Origin of the sequence: Pseudoalteromonas sp. ND6B (assembly GCF_000764215.1) — a bacterium.
GTDB lineage: Bacteria > Pseudomonadota > Gammaproteobacteria > Enterobacterales > Alteromonadaceae > Pseudoalteromonas > Pseudoalteromonas tetraodonis.
The window spans coordinates 55158-76418 of sequence record NZ_JQFL01000021.1; the positions used below are offsets into that span (position 1 = coordinate 55158).

A 21261-nucleotide genomic window follows, 5' to 3' on the forward strand; every position below is an offset into this window, starting at 1 on the left:
AGTTAACCACCAATTAACACGGTTGGGTTGCCCACAACGATTTTTCCGCCGTGGCCACTATCATCGCCCATTCTGGCGGCAGGTTTACCATTAATTTGAACACTACCCGAGCCTGTTTTTACGCTGTCTGGTGGGCCAATACACACTATCATGTCGCCTTTGCGGGCAGCGGGCATGCCGCCTATTAATACATTGCCAGAGCCAGCAACTATAGGTCCGCCCACATGTGGAACTTTAGCGGTCACTTTAGGGCATACATGCATATGACCAATTGTAGCAGCGGGTTTACCCATTTTGACTCCTTGTCGTGTCTTTGTTGGTTTATGAAATGCTATTCATAAAGCGGGATAACTAATAGCTTGTTACTGGTTACCAGTAGCGAAATTTCTTCAATTAACTCATCTTTACTGTGATCAGAAAGTGCCACAGCGCTTTGAGTTGCATATTGATATAAGTTTGAAATTACATTTTCACTATTAAGTGCATCACTTAAATGAATAAAAAACTGCTGTGCATAATAGCCATTCATGGCTTTTAAATGACTTAAAGCCGGGCTTAGTAATGGATCATCTGGCCTGTTTATCGGTAAACACACTAAATGCGGTAAACCATAACGGCAGTAAACAACGTGCCCGTTATTTGCAATGCCGTTTCTAAATCCTGATTGAAAGTTATTGACTATTTCCATCATTAATTTAACTTAATTACACCAGCAGATAAGGTAATGGCACTGCCATCTACTTTTACATTACTGCCTTTAATATCAATGTTTGTACCTTCAATAGTAATATTGCCACTACTGCTCATTTTAATTTGCGCCGAGCCTGTTTTAATCACTATTTCGTCACCGGCTTCAATATTAAGTGTTTTACCGACTTTTAAGGTGTCATTTTCACCCATTTCAGCAACACGGTTAGCTGTGACTTTGAGATTATCGTTATTAAGAATTTCAACATTACGGTCGTTATCTATTTTTTCGTTTTGATCGTTTTTAACGTAAAGCTGTTTATCTTTTTCGGCTTGCATATACACAAGCTCGCTGCCTTTTTTATCCTCAAAGCGCAGCTCATTAAAGTTATCTGCTCCACCTTCTTTAGTTGAGCGAGTCTTAATACCACTTTGCGTTTTTTCACCAGGTAATGCGTACGGAGGCATTAGGTCTGCATTATAAACAGCACCGCTTATAATAGGTTGATCTGGGTCGCCATTAATAAAATCAACCAGAACTTCTTGACCTACGCGGGGAAAGAAAAAGGCGCCCCACTTTTTGCCAGCCCAATTTTGTGCAACTCGGATCCAACATGAACTTTTAGAGTCTTTTTTACCTTCACGATCCCAATCAAATTGCACCTTAACGCGGCCATATTGGTCAATCATAATTTCATCGGCGCTATCACCCGTTACTATGGCTGTTTGTACGCCGTTGATAACCGGTTTCTTTTTGCTCACTTGCGCTCTGTATGGAATGTCTTTTGGCACACATTCAAAGTGGTTAGAATACACTTCTTCACTTGATGCTTGTGCAGCGCCTGATTGGTTTGGTACCACAATCGACGTCATCATCGAGGTGATAGCAAAGGTTTTACCTTCAAGGCGTGGGTCTTCATGTTTTTTGAAACTAAACAGTTTACCAACAGAGAATGAGCGGCAGTCACTGCGCCCGCTCGAGAGCTTCATGTCTCTTTGCAGTGACTCTAGTTGAACTGATGCCAATTTAGCCGCGCGGGGATGACACTCTGCTTCAGCTGTATATTCAAAAATTTCTGATACCGATTGGGTCGGTAATTCTGCGTTTGCTTGCTCTGCATCAGGGTAACGTGATGGCTGTTTAAAATCGTAGCCCAAACGTTTGAAACTACCTGGCGCTAAGCTTAATCCGCCCTGCCAACGCGAAACATGAGACTCACTTAAATGGCCAGTTGAATGAACAACTTTAGCCTCACCACACATTTCATATGCGGTAATATCATCTGCTAAAACTAATGTATGGTTACTTTTTGTATGCTCAAAGAAGTAAAAAATCCCCTCGCTTTGTAATAAGCGTTGGATAAAGTCAAAATCTGACTCTTGGTATTGCACACAGTATTCGTATTTGGGGTAGGTTTTACTGGTTTTATCTGAAAAAGCCACATTGTGTTGGCCAAACAAATCAGCAAATATATCTTTAATTGTTTTCTTTTGGAAAATGCGACTGTTTTTACGATTACGCATAGAAGCGGCAAAAGGTACAATGGTAGCTTGATAATCAATGTAATTTTTTTGCTCATCAACATCCGCCGTTCGGCTTCCGTTAGAAACAAGCTGACTCACAATACCGTGATAATAACGCTCTCCGCCACCCTCGGCATTTTTTACCTTGATAGAAACAGGCTTGCCAACCAGATCTTCATGTGCAATTTGTTGGCCTATGGTGTACATATTGACCGACATAACAAACAAATCTGACATGGCTTCTTGCGCAACGAAGCGTGTTAAATAAAGGGCGTCTTTACCAACAGGAGTACTAATTTGAATTACGTTTTTATCTTGTGTTGCTTTTTGCATTCCTTGCTTTTCCCATCCTGAAGATCAAAAAAAGCCCTGGGCAAAGCCCAGAGCTACAATCGGGTAACAAATATTACATTTGTTGACCTTTAACACCGCTGTAACCATATACAAGTGGTGCAGTGATGTTGTTTTGGTCGTCAGTAGGTGTAACAGTCATCATCATTTCAGTGTAGCTGATAGTGATTGTTTCAATTGGACGGTCGTTTTGAACTGATACTGAGTAGCTAGAGATCATGGCATCTGTAAGTTCGATTTTCATGATTTCTTCAACTTTATCACCTTGTTTAGTGATATGGAAAACAGCAGGTAGACCTTTACCAATAGTTGCTTCTTTGAAAAGATCCGGAGATGCTTTATCTTGAAGTTTAGTAATAGTCACATCGCCTAAACGAGTAGAGCTAGATTCACGATCCATCGCCGTACCAGTCGCTGCGCTAATTTCACGGCTAACGTTCCAATCTAAAGATAAAACTGTAATTAAATCTTTGAAAGACTCAGCAGTAGTTTCGCCTTTGATTGAACCGTATTTTAAATATGTATTTGCTTGCATTTGATAATGCTCCTTTTTATTAAACAATATTATCCATTATGTGGATTCGTTTACTTTGGTTACCCAAAATTCCTTGAAATCATTATCTTTAAAACAGCAATGAAAAGGTCTTCAGAATTCCTTTCCCTAGATGAAGACAATGTCTCAGAAATTCCTTGTTTCTATATAAGACACACGAATTATAATGCCCTAAAACTAAAGAAACAACCTTAAAAACAAGTTATTTTGAATTAACTTTAGTTAATTCAACATCGAACTCATTATCTTTAATTAACAATGAGATAGATGTTACTTTTTCACCTTCAACCATGCTTGAAAGCAAGATCTCAGACAATAGAGGTAGTACTTTATTCTGTAATATGGTGTGAATATTTCGTGCACCCGATCCGGCATTTTGACAATTTGCAATAATGTGCTCAATCACATCATCGTTATACGTTAATTGCGCATCATAGTGCTTTTTAACACGCTTAATTATTTTACTAATTTGCAACGCAGCAATCTGGGTAAGAATTTCATCACTTAACGGAATATATGGAATAACGTTAATTCGTCCTAAAAATGCAGGCTTAAATGCCCCTAATAAATCATCTTGTAATGCTTTTAATAAGCCTTTAATACTTGGCTTACTTTCTTCATCTTCAAATAAGCTCATTGTGGTATCAGTACCCACATTTGAGGTCATAATAATGATGGTATTTTTAAAGTCGATGTCTCGGCCTTCACCGTCTTTTATGGTGCCTTTATCGAATACTTGATAGAAAATATCTTGCACGCCAGGATGCGCTTTTTCCATTTCATCAAGTAGCACTACACTGTATGGTTTTCTTCTTACTGCTTCGGTTAAAATACCGCCTTCGCCATAACCAACATAACCTGGAGGTGAGCCAAGTAGTAATGACACTTTATGCTCTTCTTTAAACTCAGACATGTTGATAACCGTTACGTTATCTTCACTGCCATACACTTCTTGTGCTAGTGAAAGTGCGGTCTCTGTTTTACCCACTCCGCTTGGGCCTGCCAGCATAAATATACCATTAGGGCGACTTTCATCTGCAAGCTGAGCACGGGAGGTTTGTACTACTTTAGCCATGAGTTCAAGCGCATGATCTTGACCAACTACACGTTGTTTCATTTGCGCAGCTAAATTTAAAATGCCATGAATTTCATCTTCATGCATTTTACCAACAGGAATACCAGTCCAATCAGAAATAACCTGTGCAATCAACTCTTCATCAACTTGCCAATGCACCATATTATGTTCGTACGAGGCTAGCTTAAGCTTGCTTTCTTTTAACTGCTCAAGTACTTCAACAGAAGAGTCTGCATCGTTGGTGTTAATCGATTCAAGCGCTTGGTTTAATTCTGCAACGATGCCTTTTTCAACGTTGAACTGCTCATTTAATGGTTCAAGTTGCTGTTCAATCTCAACTAGTTCAGATTTAAGTGCTGATAATTGTTCGCTGTGATCTAAACCGGTTTTTTGCTCACGATTTAACATTAAAACTTGCGCTTCAATTTCACTTAGTCTATTCATTAACTGCTCAATCGCATTAGGTGTCGATGCTTGGCTCATAGCAACACGAGCACAGGCCGTATCTAACAATGCAACTGCTTTATCGGGAAGTTGCCTGGCAGTAATGTATCTGTGCGATAGATGCACCGCACTTTCAAGTGCTTGCTCTGAAATAAACACTTTATGATGCTTTTCCATAACAGGAACTAAACCACGTAGCATAGCAACCGCTTTTTCTGGCGTTGGCTCTTCAACCTTTACCACTTGGAAACGACGTGTTAGTGCGGCATCTTTTTCAAAAAACTTTTTATATTCAGCCCACGTTGTTGCTGCAATTGTACGTAATTCCCCTCTTGCTAAAGCAGGTTTTAGTAAGTTAGCCGCATCGTTTTGACCCGCTTGTCCGCCACTACCAATCATAGTGTGAGCTTCATCTATAAAAAGAATCACAGGGTCAACAGCGTTTTTAACTTCGTTAATTAACGACTTTAAGCGATTTTCAAACTCACCTTTCATGCCCGCACCTGCTTGAAGCAAAGCCAAATCTAGGCTGTGCAACTTAACGTTTTGTAATACTGCAGGTACGTCTTTTTGGGCAATTCTTAGGGCAAGTCCTTCAACCACAGCGGTTTTACCTACACCCGCTTCACCCGTTAAGATTGGGTTGTTTTGACGACGTCTAGTTAAAATATCAACCATTTGACGTATTTCAAAATCACGACCTAGAATAGGGTCTATTTTCCCCGCTTTTGCTTGAGCGGTTAAATCAACTGTAAATTGATCTAAGCTTGGTGTTTTAGATGAACCATTTGCAGGTGTTGTAGCACTTGCAGTGCTGGTATTACGTTCTTGCGATTGGGCAACAATTTCAGGCCATGCGTGTAACAGTTGTCCAGGTTCTATATTATTGAAAAGCTTACTACAACGCGTTACTAAACTAGACAAGGTATCATCTTTTGTGAGCGTGTAAATAACGTAAGCACTACGAATTTGCTCATCGGTGAACTCAATACTGGTACTTAACCATGACTGCCTTAATAAGGTAGTCACATGCACTGATAGGCTAGGCGATGAATCACTGCCCGTTTTAAATGACTCTAGTGATTGGTTTAAATCTTGCTTTACCTGATCAATATCAATATCGAAAGAACCGAATATGAGTCTAACATCGTCTAGTTGCTGCTCAATCATAGCTAACAACCAATGCTCTAATTCAACCGTAAAATGGCTGCGGCTATTACATATTGCAACAGCTGCCTCTAAGCTTTTTCTACAATCTGGACTTAGTTTTTCAACTAATTTATTTAATGTCATCGTTGACATACACTGTTCCTTTTAATTTTTAATTATCCTTTAAACGATAACTTAATAGGGTTAAATTTAGGGGTGTTTTTACTCGCCATTAAAAAGCTATTAGCGCCAAGTTGGCATTCCCGTTTAGACAACTGCACCGCATCAAGTTGTTGAAAATCTGATTCGATGATAAGTCGAAATGAAATCGCATTGCCCGCATAATCTTTTACAATCTTTGTAGCTAACTCAAATAACTTGCCTTTCGGTAACAAGGATTTTGCTTTATCAATATCAGTAGTGCTGATATGAATCTCAATATTAGAAGAAATATCCCATATCTTTTTACCTATTACGGTATCAACGCCTAAGCGAGCATGTTGTCCCTCATATAGGCGCTCACTTGCTAAACAAGTTTGTTCTTGTGGCTTCAAATCATGCCACTTTCCTACCATTTGTTTGATGACAACATCACAACCAAGGTAAGAGCTCAATACACTTTTTAAATCAAAAGCGTTACGAATTTTTCGGCTATAAAGGCCTGAAAAGTGCAACTGATGATCATTGTAGCCGCCACTTAAAAGTCCCAATATTTGTGTATATGGGTCTTTGTTTTTATCTTTGTTCACATGATTTAAAGACGGCTTATATTTTTTCCACGCTCGATAATATAAAGACACCAAACGATGATTAAACATGTCGTAAAAGTCACGCATGGTGGTATCTTTATAGCGAAGGCGCTGCATCACCAGCTCGCTGTAAAATTGGGGTAAAGCACCTGAGCAACCCGTTAATCCCATAAAAGAGATCTGCATGTTGACCTTATGCAACCCATCTTCAAAGCTAGCTTGCTCTAATTTTGTGATAGCGTTACCTGGGTAACCAAATTTTTGTGTTGCGGTAAATTTAATTAACTCTTGCTTTGGGCTACTGTCATACCCTACATAGCGATACTCTAAGCCATGCTTTTTCAGCTGGTTTTCAATAATGAAAACAGCTTTATAAAAATCAACTTGTGACGCTTGAGAAATAATATGCTGGATCATATTAACGGGCTTTCCCCAACTCGAGCAGGCCATTGATAATACACTTGCTCTTGTTCTTTGAGCCTTAAACTAACACGCGTGAAGCTATTTATTGCCGCAAATTGTGCAAAGAAATGATCGAGGATAGAAGCAAAGAAAAACATACCACTTCCCGAAAAATCATCATTGGCAAAGGTAATTTCTATTTCGCTTCCCGTTGCGAAGCTTACTCGTCCTTTTTGTACAACACGCGCCGTTGCTGGTTCTACAATCACGCGGTAAATATTATCGATAAGGCCTTTTGTTTGCGGTGAAGCTCTAAAGTCATACAGCCGTAACACTTCTTTAAGCTTGTTACATGCATCATCTCCACTAAACGCATCAAGGGTTAAATGATTAACTAATTGCCAACGAGTTGCATCGGCTAATATCGGTCTAACTGCATGAGTAAATGGGATTAAACAACGTATTTTTTTAATTACATCGCCACGTTCAGGCATTAAAAGCCCGAGTTCATCATCTCCAAAAGGCATGCTAGCAGGAAGGTTTCGATTACTGCAATTAGCACGTACTGTTAATACCGTGTTCCCTTCAGCATAATCCATAGCGCTATTTTCAAATCGTGCATCTACTAATGATAGAAACGATTCCGTACCTGACTCAACATAGCCACCGGCCCATGAGGCGGTTTCTCTGCGGATGTGCCAAAATAAATCATCATGGCCTTGGTATCGTGGATGAGTCTGCCCATAAAAAGGACACACTATTTGTTTGTTCCCTTTGTGATCAAACGCAATAACTTCTGAGATACCAATCACCTCTGAGATTTCAGAGTCCATATAGCGTGGTGTTAATTGGTATTCGTATTCACTCAGCTCAGGGCGAATCGGTTCTAGTTCTTGCTCAAACATATTGATAATGGGTGTACATCCCATTAAAAACATATTTTTGTCTACTTGCTTTTCAAGCTCGGTTGACTCTGAATCAAGGTAAATATACACACTGCATTTGTTAGACTTTTTAGGCAGTGATGAACGAATATTTTCAAGCTCAACAAAGCGAAACTTTTCCGGAAAGGTAAAGTTTTCCACCAGTAACCGATAACCAGCACTTGAGCGCTGCGAATAGGGCACCACCGCTTCATTTGCATCAAAGCCTACGGCTTTTAACTGGTTTTTAGAAAGGTACTTTATACCCTCTTCACCATTATCAAAAGCAATACCAATAGCGTGTTTAAATAATAGTTCATACACTTTAAGCGTATGATGCCATTGGCCATTTATAAATAATCGTAATTTTTCCAGCCCGGTTTCAGCTAATGATACACCCGGATATTCACCGGTTAGCTCAAGTTTGAAAATTGACTTAGCTTTTTCATGCCAACGAGGCTTAGGGGCAACAAACGGACTATTATCAAATTGGGCACTTGTGATCTCAACCGGCCATAAATAAGTTTCGTAACAGGTTTGAAACTTACATTGCTTCATCGACTCAACATTGGTTTCTACTTCACTGCCTCTTGGAATGACCACACCCGTGGTGGACAGATTTTCAGCTTCTAATTTTACCACCGACATAGAAGGGATAGGCGCTTGGTAGTCTGGCAGCATCTGTCCCAATAGAGCATCAGTTAGCTCTGGAAAGCTGTCATCGAGTTTTTGCCTAATATTAGCAGTTAAAAATGCGAAAGATTCGATTAGCCTAGATACATGAGGGTCTTCAATATGGTCATCGCTTAGCTTTAATCGCCCTGCAACTTTAGGGTATTTTTCAGAGAAGTCTTTACCCATATGACGAACAAACGCCAATTCACGATTGTAATATTTTAATAATTCATCGTTCATAAAGAAGCCTCAATAATCTTCATACCTAAATTAACCGGCTCAACTTCAGAATCAAAGCTGATAAATTCAGGTTCTGGATCGGCATACAACAAGGCGTTAATCCTTAGGTTTAATACTCTGTTCACGGGTACTTCATCATCGGTAAACACTTCTACTTCAATAAACCGTGGTTCAAATTTTAAAATTGTATTTCTTACGGTTTCGCATAAAAGTGCACGCCCTTCGTGTGAGCTTACGGACATACTCGAAAAGTCAGGCAAACCATATGATAAACACGAAGTCGACAACTCAGCATATTGTGATGGCCAGGTATGCCACTGAATTCGAGCATTTAGCAGCGCTTCTATGTCTCTACGCACATTTTTTCTCAGCTCACTAATGCTGATCCCCTCAGTACGAGAAGGCGCATCTTGAAAGTCAGGTTCATCGTCAATGAGCCTATCTAAAATAGATGCTTGGAGTTGCTGCTTATGTTCAATCATAATCGTTTATTGCACTTACTCTGCTGTTTCAACGGCGTTGATTTTTAGACTTGGAATGGTGATTGCCTCATCGTTGACAAATAACATTTTCATTCCTTTACCTACAATAAACTCATCTTGTAGCTCATCCCAATCAGAAACCTGACCTAACTTTTCAAGCTCAGTATTTGAGTTTGCATAAACCAATGGTAAGTGTGCAGTACCTGACGGACCGTCTTTGATAGTGATCTCAACGCGTAACCAAATGCTCTCTAATAAAGACGCTACAGGTTCTACTTTTAATGTTTCAATTTCATTAAAGTTTGCAAGGTAAAACTCGCCATTCGTGCCTAGCACTTCTAAATATGGGCTTAAGCTATCATCTAAATCTCTAATTGCTGAATGCTCATCATCAACGCTTTCAAGACGAAGTACTTCCATTTGTTTTGCAAGCGTTGCCGCTTCAGATGTTTCGCCTTCAAGTAAGGCTACGTGCATTTTTAAGAACAAGGTGTCTAGCTCATTAGCTTCATGAAAGAGTTTAGGAATGCCCTTACCTTGATAAAAATCTACACGCGATTGTTGTGCGCGAATTAAATGCCTAAGATTAACCGCACCTACAGCAAATTCAGGGTTCTTTTGCACCATAAAATCTAGCTGTTTATCTGCTTTTTCAAGTTCACCGTTAATGCAAAGTAATTCAGAATAAAGACTTCTAATATCAAAATTTAAAGGCTCATCTTGCAACTCTGTAGCGCAACATAATAAAGCATCAGCAAGTTTTCCCTCGCGAATTAAACTGTGTATTTTTTTCATTACTATTCCTTTATTTTATGATGAGGACTGAGCTCTGTTATTAACTTAATACTCGAGACCATTTGGTCTAACTGAAAATGAGGCTGTAACTGCAAAACCGAAAAGTAATGACCCGGATTAGCCTTGTTTTCACTTACTTTTATTTTTGCATTACTGAGTGGGTATTTACTTCTAATGTGCTCAGACGCAGAGTCTGACGCGGTTGTGTAGTTATTGATCCACGCTTGTAAATCTCTTTCACAGGCCTGTGCTGTGCTATAAGAACCAACACGGTCTCGGGCCAATAATTTTAAATAGTGCGCAAAGCGCGATACACATAAAATGTATTGCAACATAGACGATAAGCGCGCATTGATATTAGCAGCGCTTGAGTCGTAATTTTTTGTCTTTTGAACCGACGCATTACTGTAAAAAACAATATGTTCGGTATTTGTAACCGAAGAGGCTGGGATAAAACCGAGTTCAGAAAATTGCTTTTCAAACTTACTGGTTACTAACAAATCCAGTGGCGGCTTAGCTTCTTTTTGATAAGTATCATTAGCAAAACTATCGCGAGCTAGCCCTGTGACTAAGCCTTTTGACACTTTCCCTGGCTCTATACCACGTATATGCCCAAACCAGCCGCTATCGCAGTAAGCTCTGATTATTGTCGATACAAATTGATAGGCTGCATTTCCCCACAGCATATCAGTTTCTGGATTAATAATTTGTTCTTTGAAATAGAATTCTTGATGGCGCTTACCGTCATTAGCATAAGGCGGCCTAACTAGCACATGAGGGAGTGTAAAACCCATGAATCTAGCTTCTTCCATTTTTCTAAAGCTTTGCCATTTTATATATTCAGGCTGCTCAAAATGATTAAATAAATCAGAGTAATAACCTAAATCGGAAAAACTATCTGCGCCAAATAAGTTAGCCGATGCCGAACATATAAAAGGAGAAAATGCGGCGGCAGCCGTTCTTGACACTTCTTTAATAGTATCTATGTCGTTGTAAATAGTGCCCGCTGAGCAACCATTACTAATTTCATAATCACCAATCACAATACCAAAGGGCTCGCCGCCGGCACTGTCAAATTCGTTTTGATAGAGTAATTGAAAAAACGTACTTTGATCGAAATCTATCGCTTTATTTACGTCTTTTGAGAGCGTTGGCCAGTCACAATTAAGCAATTTAACTTTTACTTTTTTTTCTTTGTCTTGTTGCTCTGTTTGTAATAATAGCCACCATAGATTTCGCCAACTAGCTTCTAAATTTTGAAAGCTTTTCGCATGAATTATATGATTGAGTTGTGCAGAAATCAGTTGATCGAGTTCAATGATCACACGCTGTAAATAAGGACTCAATGACTCCTTATTCCAAGAAAGTGGAGAATCAGAAGAGCCTTCAAGCCATAATAATAACGCTTTATCTAGGTTTTTTTCGTTCAAAAACCTATCGAGTAAAGCGTCATTATCACTTATTCGAGACTGCGACTTTTGTTGAAAAGTGAAGTCTTGATTGATAAATGAAAACTCTTCGTGATTCATTCTATTGCATCATCCTTAATGCGAGAGAGCGGTATTATTAACCGATCTCTGGGATTTTAGCTACAAGGCGTAAAGAAGAGGTAAGCTCTTCCATTTGTAACCAAGGTTTAAGCCAAGCAACAGCGTTATAAGCACCAGGTTGTCCTGGGATCTCTTTTACAGATACTTTCGCATCAGCAAGAGGGTAACGTGCTCTAATATCTTGACCACCGCCCTCTGTCGCATTTACATAAGACAGAATCCAACGGTTTAACCATGATTCAACGTCTTCTGCTTCCATAAAGCTACCAATTTTATCGCGCGCCATTACTTTAAGGTAATGAGCAAAACGAGAAGTCGCCATTAAGTAAGGTAAGCGTGCTGAAATGGCAGCATTAGCGGTTGCATCAGGTGTTGAGTAGATTTTTGGTTTTTGACAGCTTTGGCCACCAAAGAAAACAGCATAATCAGTGTTTTTATAGTGACATAAAGGCAAGAAACCTAACTGGCTTAGCTCAGCCTCACGACGGTCTGTAATGCCAATTTCTGTAGGACATTTAAGATCTGGGTCGCCATCATCACTCGTAAATATGTGCGTTGGTAAGCCTTCTACTTTACCACCACCCTCTGCGCCACGAATAGCAGTACAGAAACCATATTGAGAGAAAGCAGCGGTCATGTTTGTTGCCATAGCGTATGCGGCATTACTCCAACAGTAATCACTATTATCAGTGCTGACTGAACGGCCATCTTTCGCTTCAACTTCAAACTCTTCGTAGTTAAATTCTTCAACTGGTTTTGACGCTGCACCATAAGGTAAACGCGAAAGGAAACGCGGCATAGTAAGTGATACAAAGCGTGAATCATCGCTGTCTCTAAATGAACGCCATTTAGTGTATTCTAGTGATTCAAACACTTTTTCTAAATCACGTGGCTTAGTTAATTCTTCCCAATTATCAAAGCCAAATAACGACGGTGATGATGCGGCAATAAATGGACAGAAACCAGCGGCTGCAACATTAGACATTAAGCTTAATGTTTCAACATCTTCTGGGTGATTCGTAAATTCAAAGTCACCTACAATCGTGCCATACGGTTCACCACCTGGGGTACCAAATTCTGACTCATATATTTTCTTAAAGGTTTGGCTTTGATCAAACTCAACAGCTTTACTTAAGTCTTTATGCAGCTCTTTCTTTTTCATGTTTAAAACACGAATTTTTAATGTTGAGCTAGTTTCAGAATTCATCACTAAGTGATGTAATCCGCGCCATGAGCCTTCAAGTTTTTGAAACTCATCCGTGTGCATTACGACACTTAACTGCTTTGAGATTTTTTGATCGATTAATTGAATTGCTTCATTAAACGTCACAGTCATGTTTTTGTTCCATTGAACTGTGCCTTTTAATGCTTCTTCAGTTAACGTTTTCAGTAACTCTTCAGCACGGCTTGACTCTGTTTGTTTAGTCGCACCAATTGCTTGCTCTAAAAGTGAAGAACTAACTTCTGCTACCGATTCTGATTCTGTTGCTAATTGTTCAGTGCTCATTTATCAGTCTCCTCTAAGTTAAGTTCTTTCGCCATCGAGTCTAAGCTTGCTGTATTACTTAAAACTTCTTCTAGTACGTTTTCAAGTTCTTCTGAGCGGTCAATCTTCGTCATCAAGTCACGAAGCTTGTTACGCGTTTCCATCAATTTGCGTAACGGCTCTACTTGATTTACTACGGCTGCAGGCTCGAAATCGTCAATCGATTTGAAGTTCAAGTTAACTTCAAACTGAGAACCATCATCCGTTAATGTGTTGTCTACTTTTAAACGCAGAGATGGGCTCATACGCTTTAAAACATCATTAAAGTTATCACGATCAATTTGAATAAAACGTCTATCTTTTAGTGGCTTAAGCGCTTCTGTATTATCACCAGAAAAATCGCCCATTACACCCACTACAAAGGGTAATTCTTTTTTTACTGCCGCGCCCTCAGTTTCCACATCATAAGTGATATGTACTCTAGGTTTACGAACTCGTTTTAACTTATCATGGATACTCATTGAGAACTCCTTTTACTATGTTTCAGTTTCGCTGATCTTAATGCCAGACAACTTAAAGTATCCAGTCCTAGCATCACTATCTGTAATTAACTCATTTAATAACTCAGGTAGCGATAATTCGCTCCATCGAATAACTTGTTCTATCGTGTAAGACATCGGTGAATGAGGTTCAGTCTTTCTGAAAAAAGTCGCAATTTCTTGAAGTTTTTTAATTGCGTTTTCTCTTGAATTAATCTCATCACTGCTAAGCTTTTTAGGTTGCTCTGAGTCAGCTTGAATCGCATCCTCAACGAGTTCCTCTTCAGGCTCAGCGTTAGCTTTATCTAGTGCAGTTTGCGCTGCTTCAAGCTTATCTGCTGCTACGTGTTTTACCGCCGCTAAGCTCACTTCTAATGCTTGTTTGATGTTAGACGTCGGTTGTGGCTCACCTGTCACCTCATCCATAACTTCGCTCAAGGCAGCAAACTGCTCTATCGCATCTTCAATATCGTTTTTTAAAGACACAAAAAATTCGGTACTGGTCTCAGCGGCACTTTTTTCTAATTGCTCAAAATCAACTGCGCCTTGGGCTATTTTCTTTTCGCGCTTTTCATCATTTAAACGCGAAATATCATACCCTTGCTGATACTCCCAAAAAGAAAAAGGATCCATACTGACACTGTCTGTCATATAAATGCTTTTTATTGGGATGATCAACGTGCCTTCACCGGCTGTACCATTTAAGCCAACTAAGGCAGACACTTTGTCTGAAATTTCATCACCGTCATCAAGTGTTGGATAAAGGGATTCAAAATGGTGTTCAAGCAAATACTTGGCAACGCGAAAACCAAACGCTATTCCTTTAAACCCGTGAACGCGGCATAAACCTTCAATTAGCCATGCAAGGTATTCAATATCCTTGCTTTCGCTTTTAACTGCCTCACTGCATTGTTCAAGTAATGGCAGCCAATCTCGCGAAAGTGAAGCAATTCCCTCTTCATCGACTAAGGCATTTCTTTCAGCCGCACGAAGTTGGTTTCTTAAATCTTTTAAGGCATAGTAAGTAGACGTTGGAGAGACGTCTGAGCGCGGATCAATACCTGCAAACTCAGCATCTGAAATAGGGGAAATATACTCTTCAAATAAAAACATTCCATTGTCCTAAATATTATCCATGTGCTCTAAGAAGCAAAGCGGAAATTATATTACATTCTTTAAATTAAATTACAAGCCTTGACGCTATTATGCCGATAAGCTGGCTAATGTTATTTTATAAATAATTGAAATAACAGTTTTTTTGTTCCTGATTTATTTACAACTTTTTTTCTTGATTATACTAAAACAGGCTTAATCAGCTACTTAGTGAACAATGGAATCGTTGCCTCATCTTGCAAATTGCAAGATTGTATCGATTGATTGGCATCCACATCATCATATTTTACTAAAATACAGGTCACGTTATCTTTGGCTCCTCTGACTAACGAAGAATGCATTAACGCCATTCCTGAATCAATAATACTAGAGGGCTCTAATGACAAACATATTTCTTCATCTGATAACTCGCCAGTAAGACCATCTGAGCACAGTAAAAATATATCGCCTGTGTTTATATCCCCTTCAACAACATCAACTTTTACTTCATCCATTACCCCTACGGCACGGGTAATTACATTAGATAGTGGATGATTTTTAGCTTCTTCAACAGAAATCATTCCTTCATCTATTAAGTCGTTAACTTGGCTATGATCTCTAGAAACTTGAGTCAACTTACTATTGCGCAACAAATAAGCTCTGCTATCGCCAACCCATAAAATGTAATAGCGCTCATTTTTAACAAACAAAGCTGTCACCGTGCTGCCCGCTGTTTTGTTGCTTAAGTATTGCGCGCTATATTCAGTTAATTGTTTATTTGCATCTTCAATGGCTTTAACAATGTCACTGACGTTTAAATCTTCTAGTTTAAACTTTTCAACATGGGTTCTTATAACATCAACAACTAATTGGCTGGCAACTTCACCCGCTTCATGTCCTCCCATACCATCAGCTACTACCCATAAATTATGGCTGTTAATTTCTACATGCGCGTCTTCGTTAAGTTGCCTAACAGCACCTCGGTGGGTAATGGCATAACTTGAGCTTAAATTATTAATCACTATTTTTTACCTGTGTAAAATTCCATTCCCAATGTTTCCATCGTCCATCTAGCATAGCGGCCACTTGATTTACAGGCGGTAGAGCCGAAGTGATCAACACCATAGGCTTAATATTGCATGAGCCATGAGTCCACCAAACACTGTAATCACCATACTTTTTATATAAAATGGCATGCATGGCATCTTGTAAAATGTGATCACTTAATTCGGTACCAGAAAACTCCAATGCTGTAGCCTGTTTATTCTTATCTAGCGAGTTTGCAAAACTAACTTGCTTTTTAGTTGAAGTAATTTCGCTCAAAGTATTAGCTAACTCTTTGCGCCAAGAAAATAAATCAACGGAGCCATCAAGTACTTTGAGTACTGCATCTTCGTACTCCAACGAAAAAACACCAGAATGAAGCACATCGACAGGAGCAATATGTGTTGTTCGCGTTACCGTGAGAGGATAATGCCTCCCCACAGCATCCATACTTGGCAATAACGTGCCCATAACGCCAGTATCACCCACAATATTTGGGCTTAAGGCAAAATGCCAAACGGGACCTGTTAAATAGTTTTCTTGCCAAACATCACCAAGCTGTTCTTTACTTACAGCAATGGCAGCCTGAAGCCATTGCTCCCAATGCTCTGAAAACTCTTTAGTAACATTATCTTGAACAAAGTCGCCTAAACAAGGGACTTTGCCAAGATAACCAATATCTACAATCGGGTCGGACATGAGAACTTCTCTACACTGCTATTCCAAAAAGGATGCCTGATTGAACTCGGCAATAATTCTACTTTTGCATTGTTACCCATTAGTGAGAAATGCAGCTCTAAGTCTTCTCGCGTTTTACTTCGCTTTTCACTCAGTTCATCTAACATTCTGTATAGTGACCACTCACCTTGGTAGGTGGTGTTAATTGAACGCCCACCATTTGGTGGAGTAAACACCACTCGAGTTTTGCTTTGACCACTTGCACCAGGCCAAACAAAATTGGTCACCTTAAGCGGACCATGACGATAAATCATAGATTGGCCATCAATTTCAATCATGAAGCTTGAGACCGTTTTGTCTAATTTAAAGGTACGCAAGCCAAACTCAATTCTTGGAGTATTACTACCACGGTCAAAAAATGCGGTTTGAATTTTGTAAGCATGCTCGAACATTTTTAACGTGTTGTTGCTAATACCGATATCTTTTTCAAACTTCCAAGGGGTTGAGCTCATGTCCACACTCGGGGCTACGTAGCTATTGAAAAAGTTGTCTATGGTGCCATTAGGACCAAAGAAGCGGGTAAAGTCTTTAATGCTGACTTCTTTTTCAGCCTGCGGAGCAAATGGGTAACGGCCCACAATCGCCGCGTTATACTCGCGTAAAACTTTACTTTTCCAAATTTCATTTAGATGCCTGTTAGCACTATTTTTGGTTATGTTGCTAGTATCTCTACTAATATCCAGTAACCAACTATTAAATGGATAAGGTAAGTCGCTGCTTTGATACTCTAATTGGCGAATAAAGCTAGGTTTACTCTTACCGCTTATTTGATCTTTAATGGAGTACTTAAGCTGATCGCCTCTATCAAGCTTGGTTAAATAAATATTTAACTCTCTTAAATTTTTCTGAATATTATCAAGTTGCTGAACATCAATATCAATAATATCTTCAAAGGCTTCTTCTACTTGGTAACCTGGTAGATCAATTTCAAATTTTGGAGCTTCATCAGGTAAAAAGCGCTTAATTCGATTTGCTTTAGTTTGCATAGCGACTTTAGCGGCATTGGCTGCCACATCACCAGCTACTTTTTGATTTTCAGATACTGGTAGTTTAGTAAGCTGAACATTCTTTTTCACCGCATTAATGATATTTTTAATCGGTGCTTCAGAGCCTGCTAGCACATCAGTAATATTGACGCCTTCAGCGGGTGAGCTGTATTGATTAAGACTCAAGTCATCTAAAAATGACTGCCAATAATAAATGTAATCTTGGAAATAGCGCTGCTCTAGTTTCTTCTCTATCTCCGCTTTAGAAATATCGTAAGTTCCTGAGGCTTCTTGCCCGTAAACCCAGCTACTAGCCATTAAGTTGCCAAGCATTTTTCCTTTTTCAATATTAAAAATGCCATGAAAACCATTAAAAGTGTATAACCCTGGAATGCTTCGCGTTAAGTCGCCGTTATTACGAAAAGTAAACTTTTGTGCACTTTCAAAGCTAATAATATCGGTTAGTCTGAAAGGCGGAATACTACTATCGAGAAAATCAGCTTGAAGACGCTGGTATGCTCTTTCCGCAATCGGTAGTTTAGTTAACTCTGCACGTGCAACTCGCACAGCTTGGTTATCTATTTCGGTTTGCGTGATTCCCTCATTGAGTAAAGCTGAAATATGATTCATTAACTCACCACGCGTTTGCATATTCAAATCACCGGGTAAGTTTCTGTCTAAATAAGCACTGAACCACACCACAATATCTTCACTTTCAAAGTATTCAGGTTTAAACAACATTAAGTAACACTTTAGCGTTTCATATAAATAGCTTAGGTGTTCTGGATGCGCTTCCATTTCCTTAATTAAAGTATTAGCAACAAATGGCTCTAAATACGTTTGTAAAGAACGCTTGTAAGCATTAGTAGAAGATTCTTTAATTTCGGTTAACTTATTAAAACCAACTGATGAAGCATCCTCAGGGTTAATAAGCTCAGAGTTAGTAGCAGGTAGATTTCTCAGTGCATTTAGTCTGTCGTTCAACACCAATAAATTATTTCTATCAAACGAAGAGGCATCGAGCTCTTGGTAAGTAGTAATTGCCTCATCGGTGGCGTCTATTAAGTTGCTATTCCATGCAAAACTAAAGTACCACGAAACTGAAAAACCTAATAAAGCAACACACGCAGTTGAAATACTTGCAACGCGAAGCCATTTATTTTGCTTATCATGATGTTTGTTAGTGCTTGCTAAGTTTTGCTCAGGAAAAATAACACTTTCTAAAACATTCTTAATAAAGAAACTTTTAGATTGATTTATGTAATCTGTTTTCCCTGCGCTCGCATCATTTAAAAAGCTTGACGGTGTCCCTTCTTGCGTCGCACTGGTTAAGTACACCCCTCTGAACATGGGTAATTCTTCATAGGCATTGGGGGTGAAAATTTCTTTTAAAAAGTCATCACCTACGCCCTGCAATACCCGTAACTGTCGAGGGAATTCAAAAATCTTGGCACGAATAGCTTCGTTTCGCTCATTGATAAGCCGACGATTTAACATCTCTGTAAGCTTAGAAATTAAAGCATGGAACTCTTTATTGAACGCATCTACCTGAGTATCTTTATCTAAATCAAGTTCAAAGGTAATTCCCCAAACCTGCTCACATTCTTCTTCAGTTAGCTCAGCAAAAAACTCTCTAAAGCCTTCAATTAAATCAACTTTAGAAAAAATAACATAAACAGGAAATGTCATCCCTAGTTGGTTTTGTAGTTCTTGAAGACGCTGTTTTATAGCACGAGCATGTAGGTTTCGCTCAGTTTTGGTCTGGCTCATTAGCTCAGAAATACCCATGCTGATCATCACGCCATTAATAGGACGTAACGGGCGATGCTTTCTTAATAACCCTAAAAAACCTTCCCATGCTCTTGAGTCATGTTTTGCGTGGCTACTTTGTGTTGTGTAACGCCCTGCGGTATCAATTAATACCGCTTTATTGGTAAACCACCAGTCACAATTACGCGTACCGCCTACACCATGAACTAAGTCAACGCCTAGCTTATCTTTTAATGGATAATCGAGGCCTGAGTTATGAATAACCGTTGTTTTACCTGCACCCGGAGGGCCAATCATAATATACCAAGGTAACTGGTATATATTTTTACCTTTAAATAGCTTTACATCTTTTAGTAAATCTATAGCTTCATTCATTCTCGTTTTAAGAGTAGTAATTTCTTCGTTTACTTCACTACTATTGGCATCATTGTTATCAATTAACTCATCCGCCATTTTTTCATCGCGCTTATTTTGCTGCATAAGACGATAAATTTTGGTCACTGAAAAAACTAATAATACCAATAAAATAGTTAATAATCGTGATGCTACACCTGCAAGCGGTACATAGTCTGCCACTGCGATTAAAGGGCCACCAAACCAAATTAATAATGATAAGGCTAAAAAGCCGATAATTAATATAGCGGTTCGTGATGTTAGTGCGTAGGTTATTTTTTTAAATTTTTGTGAGAAACTCATTGCAGCCTCATTAAAATAATAGATCGATTTCAATTCGTCGGTTTAATGACCGAGAAGCTGAATCTGAATTGCTGGCGATAGGCTCTGCAGCGCCCTTTCCTTCTGGCCATAAACGACCGCTTAAGTTGGTACTTTTAGCCATTAAATTAGCAACCTGTGTTGCTCTGGCTAAAGAAAGATGCCAATTAGAAGGATACTTATCTGTACTAATTGGTAAGTCATCTGTGTGGCCCGTTATAAGCACTCGCCCTTTAGTTCCCTCTAAGCTTAACGCTAACTTTTCTAAAATAGGCTGAAATGATGGAAGTAGTTGAGAATCCCCTTGTTTAAACAAATTTTCACTGTTTATCGTTATGCGGATCCCATCGGAATTTTTTGCAACAGCAACAATCCCCATTTTAATTTCTGTTTGTAGTAACTGTTCAAGTACACGCAGCTGCTGATCTTTTTTATCAACCGTTTGATTAACAGCTAAAGGATGAATGCCCGCTAGTTTTTCATTAATCGCAAAAACATCGTTATTTAGCTTCATATTTATTGATAGATAAATCATCAATAATATCAGCCCCAGCACAGAAAATATGACCCACAGTGGCACTTGATTTCTTAGTTCAACACCTGCAGCAACTCTTTGTTGCCAGTTTGGAGATAGTTTATTATTAATCGGGCCATCAAGCTGATTGAGTAAATGATAAAGCTGTGAACGATACTCTTCGACTTTTGTATCGCCGCCGGCATCTAATCGATATTTCCCTTTAAATCCTAAGTTTAAACAATGGTATTGCAACTCCAAAAACTGTTTGTTTTTTTCAGGTTGCCCTAACCCAGCATCAAGTAGAGTATAAAAATACTCACCACCAAAGGTTTCTTTGTGAAAAGTCGACAGCAGACTTTCATCAGCCCACTCCATTGAGCTCCACTTTGAATTCAATACAGACTCATCAAGAATAGCGCATAGGCAATAGCGTGAATTATTAATCACTTCTTTTGATAGGTGCTGGTTACGGACTTCCACTTCAAAACGCTTTATAGCCTCAACACAGCGGTGTTTGAGCGCTGCTAGATTGCTCATTTCAAGCGATTGATTTATGGATATCACAAGAGAAAAGCAATCTGTTGCTGCTTCTAACAAGGGATTTTTAAAAATTGATACCTTATTATTGCTCATCGGCTTTGCAGAGGGTGGCTCAACCGACATAACGGTTTTATCAGCATCATTTTGCGCTGCACCACTGCTTGGGGTATTTCGCCCTAGTCGGCCAGGGCGTGGTTTTATAATGGTTTCGTCCATTGAAACTCTTCCTTTTAAAA

Annotated in this window: 17 protein-coding genes; all 17 read right to left on the reverse strand. The window is 39.2% G+C overall.

Annotation, left to right across the window (positions count from 1 at the left end):
* Positions 1–2: 2 nt before the first annotated feature.
* The 17 genes from ND6B_RS13450 to tssL all read right to left on the reverse strand — a co-directional run bounded on the left by ND6B_RS13450 (position 3) and on the right by tssL (position 21241).
* A complete protein-coding gene (locus tag ND6B_RS13450; RefSeq protein ID WP_033102979.1) occupies positions 3–293 on the reverse strand; it encodes a PAAR domain-containing protein in 291 nt (96 codons plus the stop codon).
* A gap of 38 nt (positions 294–331) precedes the next feature.
* Positions 332–691, reverse strand: coding sequence for a hypothetical protein (locus ND6B_RS13445; RefSeq protein ID WP_016900103.1), 360 nt, complete (start codon positions 689–691; stop codon positions 332–334).
* Positions 691–2544, reverse strand: a complete 1854-nt coding sequence (tssI, locus tag ND6B_RS13440) for a type VI secretion system tip protein TssI/VgrG (RefSeq protein WP_033102980.1) — start codon at positions 2542–2544, stop codon at positions 691–693. Before tssI ends, ND6B_RS13445 begins: the two co-directional genes overlap by 1 nt.
* A 73-nt stretch (positions 2545–2617) precedes the next feature.
* A complete protein-coding gene (locus ND6B_RS13435; protein WP_013462973.1) occupies positions 2618–3097 on the reverse strand; it encodes an Hcp family type VI secretion system effector in 480 nt (159 codons plus the stop codon).
* Between the two features lie 220 nt (positions 3098–3317).
* Entirely contained in the window at positions 3318–5936 is a 2619-nt protein-coding gene (gene tssH, locus ND6B_RS13430) for a type VI secretion system ATPase TssH (protein WP_033102981.1), read from the reverse strand.
* A gap of 23 nt (positions 5937–5959) precedes the next feature.
* Positions 5960–6949 carry a type VI secretion system baseplate subunit TssG gene (gene tssG, locus ND6B_RS13425; protein ID WP_033102982.1) on the reverse strand — a complete coding sequence of 330 codons (990 nt, stop codon included), beginning with the start codon at positions 6947–6949 and terminating at the stop codon, positions 5960–5962.
* Positions 6946–8772, reverse strand: a complete 1827-nt coding sequence (gene tssF, locus ND6B_RS13420) for a type VI secretion system baseplate subunit TssF (protein ID WP_013462970.1) — start codon at positions 8770–8772, stop codon at positions 6946–6948. The genes tssG and tssF overlap by 4 nt, the downstream gene beginning before the upstream one ends.
* Entirely contained in the window at positions 8769–9254 is a 486-nt protein-coding gene (gene tssE, locus ND6B_RS13415; RefSeq protein WP_013462969.1) for a type VI secretion system baseplate subunit TssE, read from the reverse strand. The genes tssF and tssE overlap by 4 nt, the downstream gene beginning before the upstream one ends.
* A gap of 15 nt (positions 9255–9269) precedes the next feature.
* Positions 9270–10049, reverse strand: coding sequence for a type VI secretion system accessory protein TagJ (locus ND6B_RS13410; protein ID WP_033102983.1), 780 nt, complete (start codon positions 10047–10049; stop codon positions 9270–9272).
* A gap of 2 nt (positions 10050–10051) precedes the next feature.
* Positions 10052–11578: a type VI secretion system contractile sheath large subunit gene (gene tssC, locus ND6B_RS13405; protein ID WP_028834236.1), complete on the reverse strand. Its 1527-nt coding sequence runs from the start codon at positions 11576–11578 to the stop codon at positions 10052–10054.
* A gap of 37 nt (positions 11579–11615) precedes the next feature.
* On the reverse strand, positions 11616–13106 hold the full coding sequence (gene tssC, locus ND6B_RS13400; RefSeq protein WP_013462966.1) for a type VI secretion system contractile sheath large subunit: 1491 nt from the start codon (positions 13104–13106) through the stop codon (positions 11616–11618).
* Complete coding sequence (gene tssB, locus ND6B_RS13395; protein WP_010389380.1) at positions 13103–13606, reverse strand: type VI secretion system contractile sheath small subunit; 504 nt, start codon at positions 13604–13606, stop codon at positions 13103–13105. The genes tssC (ND6B_RS13400) and tssB overlap by 4 nt, the downstream gene beginning before the upstream one ends.
* Positions 13607–13621: 15 nt before the next feature.
* On the reverse strand, positions 13622–14737 hold the full coding sequence (gene tssA / locus ND6B_RS13390; RefSeq protein ID WP_024602746.1) for a type VI secretion system protein TssA: 1116 nt from the start codon (positions 14735–14737) through the stop codon (positions 13622–13624).
* A 203-nt stretch (positions 14738–14940) separates the two neighbouring features.
* The gene (locus ND6B_RS13385; RefSeq protein ID WP_033102984.1) at positions 14941–15738 is read right to left on the reverse strand and encodes a PP2C family protein-serine/threonine phosphatase; all 798 of its coding nucleotides are present in this window, start codon (positions 15736–15738) and stop codon (positions 14941–14943) included.
* Positions 15731–16459, reverse strand: a complete 729-nt coding sequence (tagF, locus tag ND6B_RS13380) for a type VI secretion system-associated protein TagF (protein ID WP_024602748.1) — start codon at positions 16457–16459, stop codon at positions 15731–15733. Before tagF ends, ND6B_RS13385 begins: the two co-directional genes overlap by 8 nt.
* Entirely contained in the window at positions 16441–19950 is a 3510-nt protein-coding gene (gene tssM, locus ND6B_RS13375) for a type VI secretion system membrane subunit TssM (RefSeq protein WP_028834238.1), read from the reverse strand. Before tssM ends, tagF begins: the two co-directional genes overlap by 19 nt.
* 10 nt (positions 19951–19960) lie before the next feature.
* On the reverse strand, positions 19961–21241 hold the full coding sequence (gene tssL / locus ND6B_RS13370; RefSeq protein ID WP_013462961.1) for a type VI secretion system protein TssL, long form: 1281 nt from the start codon (positions 21239–21241) through the stop codon (positions 19961–19963).
* Between the last annotated feature and the right edge of the window lie 20 nt (positions 21242–21261).

Bases quoted from the DNA above. Each gene is read 5' to 3' on its own strand.
- ND6B_RS13450 (WP_033102979.1), bottom strand. From the start codon at position 293: ATGGGTAAACCCGCTGCTACAATTGGTCATATGCATGTATGCCCTAAA.
- ND6B_RS13445 (WP_016900103.1), bottom strand. From the start codon at position 691: ATGATGGAAATAGTCAATAACTTTCAATCAGGATTTAGAAACGGCATT.
- tssI (WP_033102980.1), bottom strand. From the start codon at position 2,544: ATGCAAAAAGCAACACAAGATAAAAACGTAATTCAAATTAGTACTCCT.
- ND6B_RS13435 (WP_013462973.1), bottom strand. From the start codon at position 3,097: ATGCAAGCAAATACATATTTAAAATACGGTTCAATCAAAGGCGAAACT.
- tssH (WP_033102981.1), bottom strand. From the start codon at position 5,936: ATGTCAACGATGACATTAAATAAATTAGTTGAAAAACTAAGTCCAGAT.
- tssG (WP_033102982.1), bottom strand. From the start codon at position 6,949: ATGATCCAGCATATTATTTCTCAAGCGTCACAAGTTGATTTTTATAAA.
- tssF (WP_013462970.1), bottom strand. From the start codon at position 8,772: ATGAACGATGAATTATTAAAATATTACAATCGTGAATTGGCGTTTGTT.
- tssE (WP_013462969.1), bottom strand. From the start codon at position 9,254: ATGATTGAACATAAGCAGCAACTCCAAGCATCTATTTTAGATAGGCTC.
- ND6B_RS13410 (WP_033102983.1), bottom strand. From the start codon at position 10,049: ATGAAAAAAATACACAGTTTAATTCGCGAGGGAAAACTTGCTGATGCT.
- tssC (WP_028834236.1), bottom strand. From the start codon at position 11,578: ATGAATCACGAAGAGTTTTCATTTATCAATCAAGACTTCACTTTTCAA.
- tssC (WP_013462966.1), bottom strand. From the start codon at position 13,106: ATGAGCACTGAACAATTAGCAACAGAATCAGAATCGGTAGCAGAAGTT.
- tssB (WP_010389380.1), bottom strand. From the start codon at position 13,606: ATGAGTATCCATGATAAGTTAAAACGAGTTCGTAAACCTAGAGTACAT.
- tssA (WP_024602746.1), bottom strand. From the start codon at position 14,737: ATGTTTTTATTTGAAGAGTATATTTCCCCTATTTCAGATGCTGAGTTT.
- tagF (WP_024602748.1), bottom strand. From the start codon at position 16,459: ATGTCCGACCCGATTGTAGATATTGGTTATCTTGGCAAAGTCCCTTGT.
- tssM (WP_028834238.1), bottom strand. From the start codon at position 19,950: ATGAGTTTCTCACAAAAATTTAAAAAAATAACCTACGCACTAACATCA.
- tssL (WP_013462961.1), bottom strand. From the start codon at position 21,241: ATGGACGAAACCATTATAAAACCACGCCCTGGCCGACTAGGGCGAAAT.